Raw genomic sequence first — 15,558 nt, forward strand, 5'->3', positions numbered from 1 at the left:
CCGCGATGCGGCCGGAGGCCTCAGGCAGGGTCTGGAGCCGCCTCGGCCTGCCTGGTCATCACGCCTCAGGTTCTTCCAGCGGTATCTTTGTTTCGAATTTGGAACAGTTCATGGCGAAGGTGCTCTTGAAATTGCGCACGTTGTTGCTGGAGGAAAACACCTCGCGCGTGAACGTGTGGTAGCGCTCCATCGACGCCGAGTTGACGATCAGCAGGAAGTCGAATTCTCCGGAGACTTCGTAGCAGGCCATCACATCGCCTTCGGCCGCCATCTTCTTTTCGAAGTTGCGCAGCAGCGCATCGTTCTGCTTGTCCAGCTCCACCGAGACGAATACCGTCAAAGGCCGGCCGACGCGAAGCCGGTCGACGATGGCCACCTCTTTGAGCAGCACCCCGCTGGCCTTGAGCTGGGCAATGCGCCGCTGGCAGGTGGCGGCTGAGGCGTGCACCTGTTCGGCCAGCGTGCGCAGCGGCACGGTCGCGTCCTGCTGCAGCAGGTTCAGGATCTGGGTGTCGAGCCGGTCCAGGGTCATGCGGGGCCTCACAAGCGAATGAAACAGGAAGGAAGTGGGAAATTATCCCGAAAGAGTTCTGGCGATGAGTCAAAGCATTCAAATGCTGCACCAAATCGATAAATTTTTTCAATCATGCTCCCTAAGATCAACCATTGGATCACCCCTCCACACCTACCGGAGCCCCTTCATGACTCTCTCTGATTTCGAGCCGCAACTGCTGCGCTGGCGCCACCACCTGCACCGCCATCCCGAAACCGGCTTCGAGGAAGTGCACACCGCCGACTACGTGGCCAGCGTGCTCAGTGCGTTGGGGCTGGAGGTGCACCGCGGCATCGGTGGCACCGGCTTGGTGGCCAACCTGACGGTGGGCGAGGGTAAAGGCGTGATCGGCCTGCGCGCCGAGATGGACGCCCTGGCCATTACCGAGGCGGCGGAAGGCCGGGCCTACGCATCGCAGACGCCGGGCCGCATGCACGCCTGCGGCCATGACGGCCACATGACCATGGTGCTGGGCGCGGCCCGGCTGTTGCGCGAACGGCGCAATTTCAATGGCACGGTGCGCTTTATCTTCCAGCCGGCCGAGGAGCACGGGCGGGGCGCCAAGGCCATGATGGACGACGGCCTGTTCGAACGCTTCCCGGTCGACGAAATCTATGGCGCGCACAACATGCCGGGCCTGCCCGCCGGCTGCTTTGCGACGCGCACCGGCGGCATCATGGCCAGCGAAGACAACTTCGTCATCCACGTGAAAGGGCGCGGCACCCACGCCGCCCGCCCGCACATGGGCGTAGACCCTATCGTGGTGGGCGCCGAGATCGTGCTGGCGCTGCAAACGATAGTTTCGCGCTCGGTGGACCCGAGTCTGCCGGCCGTCATTTCGTGCACCGAATTCATCACCGACGGCATCCGCAACGCCATACCGTCCAATGTGATCATCAAGGGCGACACGCGCAGTTACTCGCCCGATGTGCAGGCGCTGCTCGAAAAACGCATGCGCGAAGTCAGCATCGGCATCTGCAGCACCCACGGCGCCGAATGCGTGTTTGAGTACACCCATGAATTCGCGCCGACCGTCAACTGGGCCGAGTGTGTGCCCACCGCCCTGGCGGCGGCCACGGCCATTGCCGGGACCGACAAGGTGGACGGCAATGTGCAGCCCATGATGATTTCAGAAGATTTCGGCGCATTTCTTCGCGCTGTGCCGGGCGCTTTTGTATTCATCGGCAACGGCGAAACCTGCGCCCAGGGCGGCACGCCACTACACAACGCGCGCTATGACTTCAACGACAGCCTGCTGCCCATCGGCGCGCGCTACTTTGCCGAGATCGCGCGCATCCGCTTGCCGAATTGATTCCGCCACGAAAGGCCTTCTTATGCTGATCCACAATCGGTTTGCCCGGCGCAGCGCGTATGACGCGGCCCTGCAACAAGTCATGAACATAGCCCAGGCGCGCGAAAGCCGGCGCTGGCTTTCGCACTGGCCCGTCCTCAACCCAGGCGCCACACTCGTCTGGCAAATGCCGCACCTGGCGCAGCGCCTGCAGGTCGGGCGGGTTAGCGTCAAGGATGAATCAGCGCGGTCGCCGCTGGGCAGCTTCAAGGTGCTGGGTGCGCCGGTCGCCTTGCTGCGCCTCATCATGCGCCGCTGGCCCGGCAAGGACTTCAAACCAGAAGACCTGCTGGCCGGCCGCCATGCCCAGGACTTGAAGGATTTTGTGGTCATCAGCGCCACCGATGGCAACCATGGCCGCGCGCTGGCCGCCGCCGCCCAGAGCGTAGGCTGCCGCTGCGTGATCGTGCTGCACGCGCATGTCAGCCTTGAGCGCGAAGCGCCCATCACCGCCCTGGGCGCCGAGATCGTGCGTATCACTGGCAACTACGATGCGTCCGTGCAGGAAGCCGCCCGCCTGGCGGCGGCCAATGACTGGCAGGTGGTGTCCGACACCTCTTATGAAGGCTACGAAGAGATTCCGCGCGATGTGATGCAGGGGTATGCCGCCATGGTGGACGAACTGCTGGAGCCCGATCTTCCTTTAACTTTCACCCATGTGATCCTGCAAGGCGGCGTGGGCGGTCTGGCCGCAGGCGTGGTGAGCTACTTTTGGGAGCGTTACGGCGAGCAGCGGCCGGGCTTCATCGTGGTCGAACCGGAGCAGGCCGACTGCCTCTACCAGAGTGCGAAACTGGGCCGCCCGGCGACCGCCACCGGCTCGGTCGACTCGGTGATGGCTGGCCTGGCCTGCGGCGAAACCTCGCCGCTGGCGTGGCGCTTTCTTCAGCCAGCCGTGGATTTTTTCATCACCGTCTCTGACGAACAGGCGGTGGATGCCATGCGCACCCTGGCTTCGGGGGAGGGCGGCGACGTGCCGGTGCTCAGCGGTGAATCAGGCGCCGCAGGGCTGGCGGCCTTGAATACTCTGGCCGCTTCACCAGAGCTGCGCCGGCAAACCGGCTTGAACAGCGACTCACGCGTGCTGCTCATCAACACCGAGGGAGCCACGGCGCCTGCCGTGTATGCACAACTGGCGGGCCTTTCACCTCAGTCCGTGCTGGCGGCCCAAGCCGATTGGCTGGCGCGCCTTGAATACGCCCGCCCGACAGGTCAACGCTCCAGCTTCAGCAGCGCTTCCTCACGCCAGTAGTCGACTGCGCCCCACCAGCCTTCCCACACGCAGCCGTTGCAGCCTCGCCCGCAGCAGCTGTCGGGCTCGGCGGGCGGCGCGCGCAGGGTGATGCCGGCGGCAGCGGCGCGTTGCTGCAGGGCGCTGAACATCGCCAGCGCGGCGTCGCGGTCGGTGAGGCTTTCGGACATGGGCCTTGAGGAAAGCGGCGTTGCGCGTCAGGGCTTCGCGGCGACGGCCATGCGCCGGCGCACATAGAGGCCCACAAACGCCGCGCCCAGCACCACCGCAAACCAACCCACCAGCGCCGACCGCGCCACGATGGACTGCATGCCCGGCGAGGTGATGAAGTAGGGCGACACCAGCACGCCTGCGCCTATCAGCAGGCACAGCACGCCCTTGACGAGCAATTCGTTGTTGGCCTTCAGGGCCGAGGCGGCCAGCCGGCTGGCGGGGATATTGGGTCTTTGTTCGGGGGCAGGGGGTAGCGGCATAAGAGGCTCGTGTGGGGTGGTTTGCGGCGCGGTGGGCGGCTGGCGGTGTTCGCTGCCGAGTGCAGCGTAGCCGGTATGTGGCGCGCGAGGGACGCGGTGTTGTGATCCCCAATTGTCCTACATCGGGCTGCGGGCAGGCACGCCGCCTCTGTAAGGCTTCACGAACTGTAGGTGCCGGACGGCACGCTTAACGATTTCTTAATACCGCTAACAAGTCCTTAAATTCGCCCCGGCACCATTCGCTCCATTGCATGACAAAGCGGTTTTGTCATGCGTCTTTGCAGGCTGTTGAAAGGGCCGGAGATGCTGGATCGAAACATTGCGCAGGACTTGCCGGTGCCGCCGGCGCTGGTTGCCTGATGGCGGGGCTGCCCATGGTTGCCGCCCTGTCGCTGGTGCTCACGCTTGTGCTGGCCGGCAGCCTGGCGTTTTACTGGCTGCATGCGCCGGTGGGCGCGCCGCTCGATGCCGGGTTTGACACGGCAGCCTATACCTTGCCGGTAGGCGGGCAAGAGCGCTCCTACCTGGTCCACGCGCCCCAATACCTGCGGCCGGGCGCGCCGCTGGTGATCGTTCTGCACGGCTCGGGCCAGGACGCGCAGGCCATGCGCAAGGCCACCGGCTTTGCCTTTGAGCGCCTGGCCGGCCAGCGGCGCTTTGCCGTGGCCTACCCCAACGCTTTCGGCAAGCACTGGAACGACGGCCGCAAGGCGGCGCCCCACGCGGTGCGTGCACGCGGCATCGACGACAGCGCGTTCATGGCCGCCCTCATCGACAGCATGGTGGCCGGTTATGCGATAGACGCAGAGCGCGTGTTCGTCTTTGGTTACGCCGGCGGCGGCCACATGGCCTTTCGCCTGGCGCAAGAGGCGTCCGGGCGTGTTGCGGCTATCGCGGCAGTCGCCGCCAATATCCCTACACCTGAAGACGCCGTGGCCCTACCTCAGCGCCATGCGGTGCCCACCATGCTGGTGAATGGCACGGACGACCCCATCAACCCCTATGACGGCGGGCGCGTGACGCTGTTCGGTTTCGGCAACCGCGGCGAGGTGCAATCAGCCCGCGCCTCGGCCAACCACTTTGCCCGGCTCCATGGCGCCCACCTGGCCCAGACGCAGGAGCTGGGGCCCGGCGATTTCCCCGACCCCACACGCGTGGTCAAGCAGACCTGGACCGCGGGCCGCGAGCCCAAGGTCGTCCTGTACTCGGTGCTGGGCGGCGGCCACGTGATTCCGCACCCCCACGCCCGCGCGCCGCGCCTGCTGGGGCGCAAGACCACTGCACTGGACGCGCCCAAGGCGGCCTGCGAGTTTTTCGGGCTTTGATTTTTCCTTCACCCCTTCACCCCTTCATCCCTTCATCCCTTCATCCCTTCATCCCTTCATCCCTTCATCCCTTCATCCCTTCATCCCTTCAACCCTTTAACGCTCACCCTTTTTACTTTTTTAACCTGGAGAACCTGAATATGACCCCAAGCAAAGCACCGCGCCAAACCGTCAAATCCCGCTCACGCATCACCCCGCCGGCCGGCAAAGCCACCGGCAAGCCCGCGTCCACCGGCAAGCTTGCCCGCGCGCCGCTGCCGCTGTTCTCGCTGTTCCTGCTCGCGGCTTTTGCGCAGCAGCCGGCGCGCGCACAGGCTCCGTCGTCCACGGCCAGCGAGGAGTCCGCCTGGGGCCTGGGCCTGGCCGTGGGTGTCGAGAAGCAGCCCTACCGCGGCATCGACAACGAGACCAAGGCGCTCCCGCTGGTCACCTATGAAAACAAATGGGTCAGCATCTTCGGCCCCGGCATCGATGTGAAGCTGCCGTCCGCAGGCCCGGTGTCCTTCCGCTTGCGCGCCCGCTATTCGATGGACGGCTACGAAGCCGGCGACTCGCCCTTCCTGGCCGGCATGGACGAGCGCAAGGACGGCATCTGGCTGGGCGGCGCGGCCGTCTGGCGCAACGACATCGCCAACCTGTCGGCCGAGTTGCTGGGCGATGCCTCGGGCAACAGCAAGGGCACCAAATTCAGGGTGATGGTGGACCGCCGCTTCCAGGCCGGGTCGTTCGACATCACGCCCCGCCTGGCCGCCACCCGGCTGGACGACAAATATGTCTCGTACTACTACGGCGTGAATGCCGCCGAGGTGCGCGCAGGCCGGCCTTTCTACCAGGGCGGCGCCGCGGTGAATCTGGAAGCCGGCGTGCGCGTGGGCTATGCGATTGCGCCCAAGCAGACCATCTTCCTGGACCTGAGCACCACCCAGCTGGGCTCCAGCATCAAGGACAGCCCGCTGGTCGAGCGCTCCAGCCAGACCGGCGTGCGCGTGGGCTATCTCTACCGCTTTTAGTCACTTGTAAACATCTGTTTTTGAGGACGAAACAGGTGTGAATCTTGCGGGGCTGCTGCCGGATCGCAGCCCTGCACCGAAGTGGTGATCCGGCATCCTCAAGGAGTCATGAACCATGCAAACCGACCCGACTTACCTGGTGAAAAAATTCATCTGGCGCAGCTGGATACACGGCCTAAGCTGGCTACGCCGGCACCACCTCAGCCCCCATTGAGCTGGATGCCGGTGGCGGCAGCGGGAACAGGATACGCACGCTGAACCCCCGGCCATCGAGCCCCGGGCCCGTCTTGATGCTGGCCTCGTGCAACTGCGCGATGCCGGCCACCAGCGACAGGCCGATGCCGCTGCCGTGCCCGTTATTGCCGGCAACCCGGTGAAAGCGCCGGAAGATCGCCTCGTGCTCCGCCTCGGGAACGCCGGGGCCGTCGTCGGCCACTTCCAGGCACACGCGGTCTTTGCCATCGAGCTCCGTGTAGCCGCAGCTGATCTTCACGCGGCCGTCTTCGGGGGTGTAGCGCAGCGCGTTGTCCAGCAGGTTGCGCAAGAGGATGCCGATCTCGTCGACATCGCATTCGATGGGGCAGGGCGTGAGCGCCAGGATGATGCTGCGCCGCTGCTGCTGCGCCTGCATGTCGAACTCCTGGCTCACATGCATGACGAGCTCGCTCAGGTCGGCCAGGACTTTTTGCGGCGCGTTCACGCCCGCGTCCATGCGCGCCAGGTCCAGCAGCTGGTCTGACAGGCGGGTGCTGCGTTCGGCCACCGCCAGCAGCTTGACGAGTGCGGCGTCTTTTTCGGCCGGCGTGGTGGCGCGCAAGGCCACCTGCGCCTGCGCCTGCAGGGCCGACAGCGGCGTGCGCAACTCGTGCGCCGCGTCGCCGATAAAACGGCGTTCGCCTTGCATGGCCTGGTCCAGCTGGTCGAGCAGGTGGTTGAAAGACTCGACCAGCGGCCGGATTTCACTGGGCAGCTGCGTGACCGGCAGCGGCGTCAGGTCAAACTTGCGGCGGCTGCGCACCGCGGCCTCCAGCGCCGTCAGGGGGCGCAGCGACTTGCCCACCGCAAACCACATCAGCAAGCCCGCCACGGCCAGCAGCGTGGTCGTCAGGGCCAGGGCGCCAAAGGTCTTGCGCCGTATCTCTCCATCGATCACGTCATGCCGCATGGCCACCTGCACATTGACTTCGCCGGTGCTGTCGGCCACCGAGAACACCCGCCAGGGTATGCCGTCGATGGTGACACTGGAAAACCCGTCGGCAAATGTGGGCTGCAGCGCTGTCGGCGGCGAGTCAGGGGCGCCCACGATGAGGTTTTTGCGTTCCGTCCAGACCTGGAAGGTCAGGTTCGCATCACGCGGCACGGCTTCGTCGCGCAACTGCAGCCGCAGCCGCTGGCCGGAGGGCTGCAGGCTCTTGCCGCTGGGAATGGACATCAGGATCTTGGTGCCTATCGCCTGCAGCTTGCTGTCCCAGATGCTGTTCTGCCCGCGCAGGGTGTAGACCGTCAGCACGGTGAGCGCGCCGACCCAGCACAGCAGGATGGTGACGCCCAGCACGCACAGCACGCGCCCCTTGAGCGACCTGGCCGGAAAATTGAAGGGGAAGGGCTTCACGGTTTGGCCTCGCCGATCATGTAGCCCTGGCCGTGCACGGTGGTGATAAGGTGCTCGCCCAGCTTGCGGCGCAGCTGGTGGATAAAAACCGCAATCGTGTTGCTTTCAATCGCCGAGGTGGTGCCGTAGACCACATCTTCCAGGTGGTCGCGCGTAACGACATGGCCGGGCCGCTCCAGCAGGCACAGCAGCGTGCGGTACTCGTGTGCGCTCAGCGCCACACGCACGCCCGCGCGCGTCACGGCGCGTTTGCTGCGGTCCAGGCTGATGTCACCATAGGTGTGCACGGGCACCACCTTGCCCTGGCTGCGGCGTATCACGGCGCGCACCCGCGCCCACAATTCGTCGAGCTGGAAAGGTTTGACCAGGTAGTCGTCGGCCCCGGCGTCCAGCCCGGTGATGCGCTCACTCAACTGCCCGCGCGCGGTGAGGATCAGCACCGGCGTGACGTCATAACGGTTACGCAGCGTGCGCAGCACAGCCAGGCCCGAATCGCCGGGCAGGCCCAGGTCCAGCAGCACGGCCTCATAGACGTGATCGATCAGCGCCAGCTTGGCGGCCGCGGCGTCGCCGACGTGGTCCACCGTCCAGGCGATCTGGCGCGCCGCATCGCACACCGCTTCGGCCAGCATCGCGTCGTCTTCAACCAGGAGCAGGTGCACGGATTTGTCTCTTTCGGTCGCTTTGGGGTGGGCGGTGCCGTAGGTGGCCCAGCACTGATCGTGCCCGGGGCCGATTAATCACTTATTAATAAAAAAACGGGCTTGGGAAGCCGTGCATTTTGCGGCATGGAGGCGCCCGGAGCCGCAGCGGCGACAATTGGTGTATCGCAGGGGTCTTCGCCCCATGCCCCGAATACCCAACCCCAGAAAGAAAAGACCCAGATGGCCATCCAGTGGTTTCCCGGTCACATGCACCTGACCAAAAAAGCCATCAGCGAGCGCATCAAGGAAATTGATGTCGTCATTGAGCTGCTGGACGCGCGCCTGCCCGGCTCCAGCGCCAACCCCATGCTGGCCGAACTCACCAGCGGCAAGCCCGCGCTCAAGGTGCTCAACAAGCGCGACCTGGCCGATGCCACGCGCACGCCGCTCTGGCTTGAGTACTACAACAGCCTGCCCAACACCCGCGCCATCGAGCTCGACGCCAGCGAAACCACGCCCGCGCGCCGCCTCATCGACGCCTGCCACGCGCTGGCGCCGACGCGCGGCACCATGGTCAAGCCCATGCGCGTGCTGATCTGCGGCATCCCCAACGTCGGCAAGTCCACCCTCATCAACACCCTGACCGGCAAGCGTGCCACCAAAACCGGCGACGAAGCCGGCATCACCAAGGTCGAGCAGCGCCTGGTGCTGGCCGACGGCTTTTATTTGTGGGATACGCCCGGCATGCTGTGGCCGCGCATCATCGTCGCCAAAAGCGGCTACAACCTGGCCGCCAGCGGCGCGATTGGCCGCAATGCCTTCAACGAGGAAGAAGTCGCGCTGGAGCTGCTCGACTACCTCATCAAAAATTACCCCGGCCTGCTCGAGGCCCGCTACAAGGTCGAGGTCACGCCCGGTATCACCGACGAGCAGATGCTGGAAGAAATCGGCCGCAAGCGCGGCGCGGTGCTCACCAAAGGCCGCATCAACCTGCAAAAGGCCGCCGAGATCGTGATTTACGAATTCCGCTCCGCCACGCTGGGCCGCGTGACGCTGGAAACCCCGGCGGAGTACGCCGAATGGCTGGCCGCCGGCCGCCTGCTGGACGCCGAGCGGCAGGTCAAGAAAGACAAGATCGAGACCAACCGGCTGATCAAGTTCAAGAAGATTCCGCGCCCGCAGAAGGGCGCAGACCCTGAAGACGGCCAGTCCTGAAACCGCGCGGGGTGCGCGGCCTTAATGAGTCCCCGGCTCGCACGTCTTGATGCCGAGCAGCGTGTAAGCCGGGCACCAGCCCACCGCGCCCGTCACCAGCGGGACCAGCCCCAGCAATGTCCACCAGCGGTACGCCGGCTCCACGGAAAAATACAGGCTGAGGATGACAAGTCCCACCACAACACGCAACGCGCGGTCTGCGGCACCCACGTTCTTTTTCATGATGAACTCCTTCGTCAGACAGTTGAAGCTTCAGGTTGAAGCTTGAAATTGAAGTTTCAGCACATGCAGCGCTTCTAGTGCAGCACCAGCACCGGTTTCTGGGTGTGCGACAGCACCTTCTGGGTTTCGCTGCCCAGCAGAAAGCCGGCCATGCCCTTGCGGCCGTGCGAGGCCATCACGATCACGTCGCAACCCTTGCCTTGCGCCATTCTCACGATGGCTTCGTGCGGCAAGTCGCCGGTGACGCACACGGTGTCGCAGGGCACGCCTTCCTTGTCGGCCGCCTTTTTCAGCGCGGACAGGTAGGCATCCGCCTTGGTCTGGCAGTCCTTGATGAACTGGCCGCGCGTGTCTTCCAGTATCTCGATCTGGTAGGTCACCAGGTGGAACTCCGGCATCACGTGCAGGCCGGTTATCCGGGCCTGGGCGTCTTTGGCAAAGGCCACGGCCTGGGCGGTGGCGCGTTCGGAAGCGGGCGATCCGTCGGTCGGCAAAAGGATATGTTTGAACATGATGGTCTCCTGGTCATCTCCTGGTCGTCTCTGGGTGCGGTGGGAACGGCAAGCTCGTGGGAAAAGCGCCATACCACTCTAGGCTTGTGGCGGCCGGAGGGCTTTGATGTAAATCAAGTCATGGCCTGAAGACGGGGGCGGGCCGGCAGGCTCCCGGCGGCGGCGCCGATGAAAAATGTGCGGTGTTTGATCTTCGTCAAGTCCGCCGCGGCGCCTGCCTGCATTCTTGGTGTTCCCAAGCATCATTTGACGGAGGCTGCCATTCACAAACATGCCAGCGTGCGAATCATCCTCGACGAACACGCTTCCCTTTCCGCCATGCTGCGGTCCATGCAGATGATGGTTGCCCGCGGTCCGGGTGACCGCGCGCAGCGGTTTTTTGATGTCCTGCGGGCCATGCTGTTTTATATCGACGAGTTTCCCGAGCGCATGCACCACCCGAAAGAGTCGGACCTGCTGTTCCCGCGTGTGGTGCGGGCAGCGCCATCGGTCATGGCCACGGTGGAGCAACTTGAGCGGGACCACATGAACGGCGAGAAGGCTGTGAGGGAACTTCAGCACCTGCTGCTGGCCTGGGAACTTCTGGGTGAGCAGCGCAAGCCCGAATTTGAGGCTCAATGCCAGCGGTATATCCAGTTCTACCTGGAGCACATGCGGCTGGAGGAGACGGTCATCCTGCCGGAGGCAGCGAAAGTATTGACCGACGCCGACTGGAAGGTGCTGGACGCGGCCTTCCTGCAAAACCGTGACCCGCTCGCCGGCAGGCAAGCCGCCGACCCGGTGTATGACCGCCTGTTTACCCGCATCGTCCAGCAGGCGCCGGCACCCATTGGGCTGGGCGACGCCTGAGTGATTGCGGCGTGTGCGGGCTCGCGCCTCAGCCGTGGCCGCTGTCTTCCCTGGCCCGCATCTTGGCCGCGATGTATTCGCCGTGCGTCACATGCAGCAGCTCGGCCACCTTGCTGATGAGGTGGTTCTCATGCGCATCAAGGTGCGCGTCGGAATACGCCACCTGCCACATGTATTCGACGATGCGGATCTTTTGCGGCTGCGAGAAGTGCTCGTTCAGGACCGACGTGAAGCGGTGGTAGTCGTAGATCGCCCGGGCTTCCTGCTCGGCGAGGGTCACCAGTTGCTGCAGTTCGTCGTCGCCCAGGCTGAACTTCTCGCGCAGGGCGCCCAGCACCGCGCTTCGCTCCGGGGCATTCATGGCGGGGTCGGCGCGCATGACTTCCACCAGCAGCACGGCCGTGGCCAGTTGCAGCGTGTGTTCAAGTTGAGCCGGTGACGGCGCCCCGGCTGGCGCCGTAAAGCTGTCGAACAGGTCCTTGAGGGTTTTCAGCATGATCTTCCTGGCGGGTGGGGAGCCGGCAATCTATCACGCCCCGGTATTCCTTTAGTGCCAAAAGGGCTTCAAGCCCTTGAGGTACTTGCGCCGGTAGCTATCAAAAGCATAGCGCGATCGCTTGCCTGCGCCTGGGTGCGCTTGTGTGCGCTGACGCACACGCCAGGGCTGCCGGCGCGTACGCCGCTTGTAGTCGCGAGGTAAATACCGGGTAAATGTTCGATTCCCCTACAAGCCGCGGACAAACGCGGGCGAACAATGCAGTCACTGAATCACGCAACGCCCTTGAAAAGCAGCGGTTCAGCAAAGCAGCTCAATGAGCCGCTTGCCCACCCTGGGATGGCAACTCCGGCCACCGCAAGCAGCCCACCGGGCCGCTGGCCATTTCATTCCAAAAGCAGGAGAACCCCATGACATCGAAACTCTTTACCGCCTCATTGTTGGCAAGCGCCTTGCTGGCCGGCCTGGGCATCGCCCCGGCCATGGCACAAAACACCAACACCCCGGGCATCGACAACACGCAGCAGGCCATCAGCGCGCGCATCCAGCAAGGTGTGCAGGCCGGCCGCATCACGCCTCCCGAAGCGCAGGCGCTTTACACGCGTGAACGCGAAATTTCCGTCCGCGAGATGCGCATCAAGTCTGACGGCAGCGCCACCCAGCAGGAGCGCCAGCAACTGCGCACCGACCTGGCCGCGCTGAACGGCGACGTCGAACGCATGATCGCCAACAACGTCGTGGTGGCCCCTCCCGGCAGCCCCGGCGGTCCAGGCAACACGCGCGGCATCGACAACCAGGAATACAACATCGGCCAGCGCATCGACGAAGGCGTGCGCACCGGGCACATCAACCCTCGCCAAGCGCGCGACCTGCGCAGCCGCCAGCGCACCTATGAGCGCCACGAGGCGAGCTACAAGTCTGACGGTGTGGTGACGAAACAGGAGCGCCGCCAGCTGCGCGCCGAACTCACCACCTTGCGCGACCGGGTCGAACGCATGATGCGCAACAACCGCCGCGCACAGGGCTAAAGGCTAAGGGCCCGCAGCCCAGGCGATCCAGGTGCTTGCGCCGCAGTCGCCTGAAGCCCGGCACCCCGCTCCCGCAAGGGGGAGGGGCCGGGCTTTTTCACGGCTGTCAGGCGATGAACTTCGATTCGCGCAGCCAGGCGGCCAGGCGTTCGGCAAACACCTTGTAGCCCTCGGTGTTGGCGTGGATCTGGTCCGAGCGCAGCTCGCTGCGCGACAGCACATAAGACCAGCCGCCGGCAAACAGCGGCGTGCCGGTTTCCGCCGCTACATCGGCATACACCTCGTGGTCATTGAGCGAGCCAGTGGCCGCGGCCAGCAGCACGGGCTTGGGCTGTGCGATCAGCACCACCTGCGCGCTGGCGGCTGCCGTTTGCGCAATGCTTTTGAGCGCGGCGCGCGTGCGGTCCAGCGGCATGTTGCGTAAAAAGTCATTGCCGCCTATGGACACCAGCACCAGGCCGGGCGTGTTCTCCTGCAGCAGTGCGGGCAGCCGCGCAAATGCGCCGGCGGCCGTGTCGCCGTTGATGCCGGCGTTCTGCGTGACGTGGCCGGTGAGCTGCTCCAGCTGCTGCGGGTAGCTGCCGCCCGCCGCCGCACCGTAGCCATAGGTCAGCGAATCGCCCAGGCACAGCAGCGTGGCTTCTTTGGCCAGCGTAGTGCCTTTGGGCTTGGCCGATTTGAAGCAGCCCGTGGCCACCAGCATGGCGGAGGCAAGGCTGCCCAGTACGAGATGGCGGCGAAAGGTGTTGTCAGGTGCGTGCATGGCGGGTGGGTGTTGAAAGGGCAGGGGCCTGGCGGCGATTGACTTTAACGGCCCGGCAAAAGCCCGCGCCGGGATGGGTTTAATGCGGGTAAGCCTTCACGGAGGTGACCAACCGAGGCGCCAGGTTTCTTAAGAAAAAAGTGGCTGCAGCCCGCATGCACCATGAACCTTCTGCTCCTGAATCAATAGCAAACCAGTTTTACGCCTGCAGCGGCTGCCCGGCGGCTTTTTCCTCGGCGGCGTGCAATTGTTTGCGGACATAGTCCACATGCTGGCGCAGTGTGTACACCCGGTCAGAAAAATCCAGCGAGAACTTCATGTGGCTGACCTCGTACTCGATCTTGTCGAGCCGGGCCGTGGCCTCGGCCACTTCGGCAGGGCTCAGCGTGCGCGAAGTGATGTCACGCTCCATCTGCAGCAGCACGCCGTAGCGGCGGTACAGCCGGTTCTTTTCCTTGAACTCGAACAGCTTGGGCACGATGCGAAACACCGGGATCGCAATCGCGATGAGCGGCACCAGCACCAGCAACAGGCGCTGCAGCGCATTGGCCGCCCAGTAGGGCATGTATCGCTGCAGGAAAGGCCGGCCGTCCTTGTAATAGCGCGCCGCTTCTTCCGCCAGCGGGAACTCGGTCGCCCGCCCGTTCGGAAACTCGCCCGGGCGGTTCAGCAGTGTGGGGCCGCGGTGCACCTCGCGCGCGGCCTCCAGCAGCAGGTAGGCGAGCGCCGGGTGCAGGTCTTTGTGGATCACCAGGTTGGCGGTGGTGGCCAGCAGCGTGATGTCCTGGCGCGGGCGGTCTTGTGCCGGGTCGACAGAGCCGGCTTTCAGCGTCACCAGCGACAGATAAGGCAGCCGCCGCGTCAGGCCCTCGGCGTGCTCGATGGAGACCAGGTGCACCGCGTCCTGCTTGCCCAGCAGCGCCTGCACCACAGGCGTTTGCGGCGCGCCGATGACGATGAGCGCATCGAGCTTGCCCGCCAGCAGGGCATCGGCAGCAGCCTGCCCGCCTTCGGCCAGCAGCGTGGCGTTGGCGGCGGTTACGCCATAGGCCTGCAACAGCTCCAGCCCCACCTTGCGTGTGCCGCTGCCTTCCGCGCCGACGGCGACCTTCTTGCCCGCCAGCGGGCCCAGCCCTTTGCTCAATGTCCTGGCCAGCGCAGGCGAGGCAAACATCCAGACCGGCTCATAACCCACCACGCCGAGTGAGCGCAGCGGCGTGCTCGACTCGGGCTCCTGCGAATCCAGCTGCAGCAAACCCAGCCCGCCCTGCACAAAACCAATCGGCATGCCCGCGTTCAGCCGCTCCAGGTTTTGCACCGCGCCGGTCGAAGGCTTCAGGTCCAGCATCACGCCGTTGGCCTTGAGGTAGGCCTGGTACTTCAGTGCAAACTGGTGCGCTGCTCCCTCCGCGGCCCCGGTCGTCATCTCGACCCGCCCCGGCGGCGCCGGAAGAATCGAGCGCGAAAACATCGACAGCAAAAGCGCCAGGCCAGCAATGATGGCCACCGCAAGGAAGAAGGTCTGCTTGCGGCTCAGGGAGGGGATGATCAGCATGGGTGCAGTCTACCCACAGAGGGCGGGGCGCGAAAGCGGGGTGCGCGGATATGCTTGAAGGCTCGGAGAAAGAAAAGGGACAAGGCAAAACATGGACGCATCGACCGAAACGCGAATCGAAAGTCGAACAGAGACGTGGATCAAGTGGACCATCGTGGCGCTGCTCTGTGTGGTGCTGGTGTTGGGCGCCCTCAACTTCAACCGCATACCCACCTATCGCGCTTGGGTGACTGAAACGTCTCCCGAGGTGTCGATGCGCTACGCCCAGCTATCGGGGCAGATGGACGAGACCGCCCTGCGCAAACACTTTGAAGGCCTTGCGCTGCAGTGCTACAACGAGCCCGACCAGCCGGGCAGGGTGGCAGAGAGGATTTGCTGGGCAGGCATCGACAAGGCCGATGGCGGCGCTGCGCTGACGTTGGCCGCCTTTCTCAACAAGGGCCGGCTGACTTCTGTGGTGGTGCATGTGCCGTGGTGGGTGCACGGCACATGGCGTGGCCGCCTGGTGGCGCAATACGGCAAGGCCAACCGGGCGGGTTTTGTTTCAGTGTTGGGTGGGCCGGTATTGCGTTGGACTTTGCCCAACGGCACGCTGGAGTACAACCGCGACCAAAGCTGGAACCCGCTGGAGTGGAGTGCTGTTTTCTGGACGGCGCGCGCTGGCGACGCCAAAGCCGGTACGCCCTAGAGCCCTCAGG

18 protein-coding genes are annotated in these 15,558 nt (G+C 64.7%); 8 read left to right on the plus strand and 10 right to left on the minus strand.

Features of this window, described 5'->3' with window-relative positions:
• Positions 1 to 58 precede the first annotated feature (58 nt).
• Positions 59 to 532 (minus strand): Lrp/AsnC family transcriptional regulator, encoded by a 474-nt coding sequence (locus DT070_RS13345; protein WP_122955839.1) that lies wholly within the window; start codon positions 530 to 532, stop codon positions 59 to 61.
• 169 nt (positions 533 to 701) lie between these two features.
• On the opposite strand from DT070_RS13345, the gene DT070_RS13350 reads away from it, so the two are divergent.
• Complete coding sequence (locus DT070_RS13350) at positions 702 to 1,865, plus strand: M20 aminoacylase family protein (RefSeq protein ID WP_122955840.1); 1,164 nt, start codon at positions 702 to 704, stop codon at positions 1,863 to 1,865.
• Between the two features lie 22 nt (positions 1,866 to 1,887).
• Entirely contained in the window at positions 1,888 to 3,156 is a 1,269-nt protein-coding gene (locus tag DT070_RS13355) for a diaminopropionate ammonia-lyase (RefSeq protein WP_122955841.1), read from the plus strand.
• Here the strand turns inward: DT070_RS13355 and DT070_RS13360 are convergent.
• Together DT070_RS13360 and DT070_RS13365 are read right to left on the minus strand one after the other, a co-directional pair.
• Positions 3,117 to 3,326, minus strand: coding sequence for an oxidoreductase-like domain-containing protein (locus tag DT070_RS13360; RefSeq protein ID WP_122955842.1), 210 nt, complete (start codon positions 3,324 to 3,326; stop codon positions 3,117 to 3,119). The two genes, DT070_RS13355 and DT070_RS13360, sit on opposite strands and share 40 nt — an antisense overlap.
• Positions 3,327 to 3,353: 27 nt before the next feature.
• On the minus strand, positions 3,354 to 3,629 hold the full coding sequence (locus DT070_RS13365) for a hypothetical protein (protein WP_122955843.1): 276 nt from the start codon (positions 3,627 to 3,629) through the stop codon (positions 3,354 to 3,356).
• A 374-nt stretch (positions 3,630 to 4,003) separates the two neighbouring features.
• Here DT070_RS13365 and DT070_RS13370 point away from each other — a divergent pair, with 374 nt between their 5' ends.
• Positions 4,004 to 4,954, plus strand: a complete 951-nt coding sequence (locus tag DT070_RS13370) for a PHB depolymerase family esterase (protein ID WP_164483757.1) — start codon at positions 4,004 to 4,006, stop codon at positions 4,952 to 4,954.
• 140 nt (positions 4,955 to 5,094) lie between these two features.
• A complete protein-coding gene (locus tag DT070_RS13375; RefSeq protein WP_122955845.1) occupies positions 5,095 to 5,964 on the plus strand; it encodes a MipA/OmpV family protein in 870 nt (289 codons plus the stop codon).
• 184 nt (positions 5,965 to 6,148) lie between these two features.
• Here the strand turns inward: DT070_RS13375 and DT070_RS13380 are convergent, their stop codons facing one another.
• Entirely contained in the window at positions 6,149 to 7,576 is a 1,428-nt protein-coding gene (locus DT070_RS13380; RefSeq protein ID WP_122955846.1) for an ATP-binding protein, read from the minus strand.
• Positions 7,573 to 8,238, minus strand: coding sequence for a response regulator transcription factor (locus tag DT070_RS13385; protein WP_122955847.1), 666 nt, complete (start codon positions 8,236 to 8,238; stop codon positions 7,573 to 7,575). Before DT070_RS13385 ends, DT070_RS13380 begins: the two co-directional genes overlap by 4 nt.
• Positions 8,239 to 8,460: 222 nt before the next feature.
• Here DT070_RS13385 and ylqF point away from each other — a divergent pair, with 222 nt between their 5' ends.
• Positions 8,461 to 9,435, plus strand: a complete 975-nt coding sequence (gene ylqF, locus DT070_RS13390) for a ribosome biogenesis GTPase YlqF (RefSeq protein WP_122955848.1) — start codon at positions 8,461 to 8,463, stop codon at positions 9,433 to 9,435.
• 21 nt (positions 9,436 to 9,456) lie between these two features.
• Here ylqF and DT070_RS13395 read toward each other — a convergent pair whose 3' ends face one another.
• Together DT070_RS13395 and DT070_RS13400 are read right to left on the minus strand one after the other, a co-directional pair.
• Entirely contained in the window at positions 9,457 to 9,657 is a 201-nt protein-coding gene (locus DT070_RS13395; protein WP_122955849.1) for a DUF2892 domain-containing protein, read from the minus strand.
• Positions 9,658 to 9,731: 74 nt separating this feature from the next.
• Positions 9,732 to 10,169: a universal stress protein gene (locus tag DT070_RS13400; RefSeq protein WP_122955850.1), complete on the minus strand. Its 438-nt coding sequence runs from the start codon at positions 10,167 to 10,169 to the stop codon at positions 9,732 to 9,734.
• 279 nt (positions 10,170 to 10,448) lie between these two features.
• Here DT070_RS13400 and DT070_RS13405 point away from each other — a divergent pair, with 279 nt between their 5' ends.
• Positions 10,449 to 11,018, plus strand: coding sequence for a hemerythrin domain-containing protein (locus DT070_RS13405; RefSeq protein ID WP_255416829.1), 570 nt, complete (start codon positions 10,449 to 10,451; stop codon positions 11,016 to 11,018).
• A 28-nt stretch (positions 11,019 to 11,046) separates the two neighbouring features.
• Here the strand turns inward: DT070_RS13405 and DT070_RS13410 are convergent, their stop codons facing one another.
• A complete protein-coding gene (locus DT070_RS13410) occupies positions 11,047 to 11,514 on the minus strand; it encodes a TerB family tellurite resistance protein (protein ID WP_122955852.1) in 468 nt (155 codons plus the stop codon).
• Between the two features lie 410 nt (positions 11,515 to 11,924).
• Here DT070_RS13410 and DT070_RS13415 point away from each other — a divergent pair, with 410 nt between their 5' ends.
• Entirely contained in the window at positions 11,925 to 12,542 is a 618-nt protein-coding gene (locus DT070_RS13415) for a hypothetical protein (protein ID WP_122955853.1), read from the plus strand.
• Positions 12,543 to 12,648: 106 nt separating this feature from the next.
• On the opposite strand, the gene DT070_RS13420 is transcribed toward DT070_RS13415, so the two are convergent.
• The gene (locus tag DT070_RS13420; RefSeq protein WP_122955854.1) at positions 12,649 to 13,305 is read right to left on the minus strand and encodes a GDSL-type esterase/lipase family protein; all 657 of its coding nucleotides are present in this window, start codon (positions 13,303 to 13,305) and stop codon (positions 12,649 to 12,651) included.
• A gap of 199 nt (positions 13,306 to 13,504) precedes the next feature.
• Entirely contained in the window at positions 13,505 to 14,860 is a 1,356-nt protein-coding gene (locus tag DT070_RS13425; RefSeq protein ID WP_122955855.1) for a TAXI family TRAP transporter solute-binding subunit, read from the minus strand.
• A 91-nt stretch (positions 14,861 to 14,951) separates the two neighbouring features.
• Between DT070_RS13425 and DT070_RS13430 the strand changes: the two genes are divergently transcribed.
• The gene (locus DT070_RS13430; RefSeq protein WP_122955856.1) at positions 14,952 to 15,548 is read left to right on the plus strand and encodes a hypothetical protein; all 597 of its coding nucleotides are present in this window, start codon (positions 14,952 to 14,954) and stop codon (positions 15,546 to 15,548) included.
• The last annotated feature ends 10 nt before the right edge of the window (positions 15,549 to 15,558 follow it).

The sequence above is a fragment of the Polaromonas sp. SP1 genome (genome assembly GCF_003711205.1).
Taxonomy (GTDB): Bacteria; Pseudomonadota; Gammaproteobacteria; order Burkholderiales; family Burkholderiaceae_C; genus Polaromonas.

Bases quoted from the DNA above. Each gene is read 5' to 3' on its own strand.
- DT070_RS13345 (WP_122955839.1), bottom strand. From the start codon at position 532: ATGACCCTGGACCGGCTCGACACCCAGATCCTGAACCTGCTGCAGCAG.
- DT070_RS13350 (WP_122955840.1), top strand. From the start codon at position 702: ATGACTCTCTCTGATTTCGAGCCGCAACTGCTGCGCTGGCGCCACCAC.
- DT070_RS13355 (WP_122955841.1), top strand. From the start codon at position 1,888: ATGCTGATCCACAATCGGTTTGCCCGGCGCAGCGCGTATGACGCGGCC.
- DT070_RS13360 (WP_122955842.1), bottom strand. From the start codon at position 3,326: ATGTCCGAAAGCCTCACCGACCGCGACGCCGCGCTGGCGATGTTCAGC.
- DT070_RS13365 (WP_122955843.1), bottom strand. From the start codon at position 3,629: ATGCCGCTACCCCCTGCCCCCGAACAAAGACCCAATATCCCCGCCAGC.
- DT070_RS13370 (WP_164483757.1), top strand. From the start codon at position 4,004: ATGGTTGCCGCCCTGTCGCTGGTGCTCACGCTTGTGCTGGCCGGCAGC.
- DT070_RS13375 (WP_122955845.1), top strand. From the start codon at position 5,095: ATGACCCCAAGCAAAGCACCGCGCCAAACCGTCAAATCCCGCTCACGC.
- ylqF (WP_122955848.1), top strand. From the start codon at position 8,461: ATGGCCATCCAGTGGTTTCCCGGTCACATGCACCTGACCAAAAAAGCC.
- DT070_RS13395 (WP_122955849.1), bottom strand. From the start codon at position 9,657: ATGAAAAAGAACGTGGGTGCCGCAGACCGCGCGTTGCGTGTTGTGGTG.
- DT070_RS13400 (WP_122955850.1), bottom strand. From the start codon at position 10,169: ATGTTCAAACATATCCTTTTGCCGACCGACGGATCGCCCGCTTCCGAA.
- DT070_RS13410 (WP_122955852.1), bottom strand. From the start codon at position 11,514: ATGCTGAAAACCCTCAAGGACCTGTTCGACAGCTTTACGGCGCCAGCC.
- DT070_RS13415 (WP_122955853.1), top strand. From the start codon at position 11,925: ATGACATCGAAACTCTTTACCGCCTCATTGTTGGCAAGCGCCTTGCTG.
- DT070_RS13420 (WP_122955854.1), bottom strand. From the start codon at position 13,305: ATGCACGCACCTGACAACACCTTTCGCCGCCATCTCGTACTGGGCAGC.
- DT070_RS13425 (WP_122955855.1), bottom strand. From the start codon at position 14,860: ATGCTGATCATCCCCTCCCTGAGCCGCAAGCAGACCTTCTTCCTTGCG.
- DT070_RS13430 (WP_122955856.1), top strand. From the start codon at position 14,952: ATGGACGCATCGACCGAAACGCGAATCGAAAGTCGAACAGAGACGTGG.